Annotated in this window: 2 protein-coding genes; both read left to right on the forward strand. The window is 64.8% G+C overall.

Annotation, left to right across the window (positions count from 1 at the left end):
- Position 1: 1 nt before the first annotated feature.
- Positions 2-1540, forward strand: coding sequence for a DEAD/DEAH box helicase (locus tag H3H37_RS25360; RefSeq protein ID WP_182167775.1), 1539 nt, complete (start codon positions 2-4; stop codon positions 1538-1540).
- A gap of 176 nt (positions 1541-1716) precedes the next feature.
- Positions 1717-2381: IS110 family RNA-guided transposase (locus tag H3H37_RS25365; protein WP_182163597.1), on the forward strand; the 665-nt coding region annotated here is incomplete at its 3' end.

The raw sequence follows: 2381 nt of genomic DNA on the forward strand, positions 1-2381 counted from the left end.
CGTGGCAGCGGTCGCTCCCGTCGCCGCTGAGCCGACCGCTCCCGTTGCGGCTGCGCCCGCAGCTCCTGTCGCCGCTGCGCCGGCCGCGCCCGCCGCCGCCGCGCCCGCTGCTCAGGTCCGCTTCGCCGACTTCGGCCTGTCGCCGCTGATTGAGCGCGCGCTGACCGACCAGGGCTATGTGCATCCGACCCCGATCCAGGCCCAGGCCATCCCCGTGCTGCTGCAAGGCCGCGACGTGATGGGCGCAGCCCAGACCGGCACCGGCAAGACGGCCAGCTTCGCGCTGCCCATCATCCAGATGCTGCTGGCGCACGCCAACGCCAGCATGTCGCCGGCGCGCCATCCGGTGCGCGCGCTGATCCTGACCCCGACCCGCGAACTGGCGGTGCAGGTGGCCGACAACGTCAAGGCCTACGCCCAGCACACGCCGCTGCGTTCGACCGTGGTGTTCGGCGGCATGGACATGAAGGGCCAGACCGTGATCCTCAAGGGCGGCGTGGAAATCGTCATCGCCACCCCGGGCCGCCTGCTGGACCACATTGAGCAGAAGAACATCAGCCTGAGCCAGGTGCAGATGCTGGTCATGGACGAAGCCGACCGCATGCTCGACATGGGCTTCCTGCCCGACCTGCAGCGCATCATCAACCTGCTGCCCAAGCAGCGCCAGAACCTGATGTTCTCGGCCACGTTCTCGCCCGAGATCAAGAAGCTGGCCAACACCTTCCTCAACAACCCGCTGACGATCGAAGTGGCGCGCAGCAACGCCACGGCCGACAAGGTGACCCAGGTGGTGTACAAGGTGCCGGAAGAGCAGAAGCGCGACCTGGTGGCGCACCTGCTGCGCCAGCGCGACCTCAAGCAAGTGATCGTGTTCTCCAACACCAAGATCGGCGCCTCGCGCCTGGCGCGCGGGCTGGAGCAGGAAGGCATGAAGGCCTCCGCCATCCACGGCGACAAGACCCAGCAAGAGCGCATGGCCGCGCTGGACGCGTTCAAGAAGGGCGAGATCGACGTGCTGGTCGCCACCGACGTGGCCGCGCGCGGGCTCGACATCTCCGACCTGCCGTGCGTGATCAACTACGACCTGCCGTACAACGCCGAAGACTATGTGCACCGCATCGGCCGCACGGGCCGCGCCGGCGCCTCGGGCGACGCCATCTCGATCTATTCGGACAAGGACGAGCGTCTGCTGGCCGACATCGAAAAGCTGATCAAGCAGACCATCCGCCGCGGCACGCTGGACGGCTTCACGCCCGGCACCTCGCGTGGCGGCGACGAGCGCCACGGCGACCGCCGCGCCCGCCGTCCGGCCGACTCCGACAGCCGTGCCCCGGCCACCCGCATGGCCGAGCGCAGCCCCCGTCCGACTTCCTCGTACAACGGCGCCGGCCCGCGCCGCGAGAAAGTGGACCCGTGGTTCCTCAAGCCCTACGAGCCAGCCCCGCGCAGCGCCGCGCCAGCCGCCGCGCCGGCTGCGGCTGCACCGGCCAAGTCCAAGCAGAAAGTGGCTGCCTTGCTGGGCGGCCTGCCCAAGTCCTGACGCACTGACGACTCCGCGCAAGCACCAAAACCGCAAAACCGGGGTCAGGTCATACCATTAGGCAAGCTGCGAGCAGCTTGCCTAATGGTATGACCTGACCCCGGTTAATGAGATGGTCACCCTCACCCTATAAGTCCTAATCTTATAGGGTGTTTTCATTTCTGGAGGGCGCCATCATGGACAGCGTAACGTTGATCGGTATCGACCTTGGCAAACACAGTTTCCATCTCCACGGACAGGATCGCCAGGGCAAAGCACTGCTGCGCAAGAAGTTCGGGCGCAAGCAGCTCATGGAATTTCTCGCCCAGTTCCCACCCTGTACGATTGTGATGGAGGCATGTGCCGGCGCCCATCACATGGCGCGGCAGCTGGCAGCGCTGGGACACCAGCCGAAGCTAATTTCGCCGCAGTTTGTGCGTCCTTTTGTTAAGAGCAACAAGAATGATTTCATTGATGCAGAAGCGATTTGCGAGGCTGCGTGCCGCCCTGCAATGCGCTTCGTCACGCCCAAAAATGAAGCCCAACAAACTTTAGCGGCGCTGCACCGGGTGCGTGATTCCCTGGTGCGCGACCGAGTCAAGGCCAGTAACCAGATCCATGGTTTTCTGCTGGAGTTTGGCATCAGTCTGCCTATTGGCCACGCGGCGATCCGCCGCCTGCCCGCCATCCTGGCGGAACAGGCGTTGCCACCAAGACTGGTACAAGTGCTGGAGCGGCTGCAGACCCATTTCAAGTACCTTGAGTCGCAAATCGCCGACATTGAAAGGGAATTGACACGGCAGGTAACCGAGGACGATCTGGGCCAACGCCTGATGACTGTCCCTGGTATCGGACCGATCAC

This window comes from Rugamonas brunnea (assembly GCF_014042345.1).
Lineage (GTDB): Bacteria > Pseudomonadota > Gammaproteobacteria > Burkholderiales > Burkholderiaceae_D > Rugamonas > Rugamonas brunnea.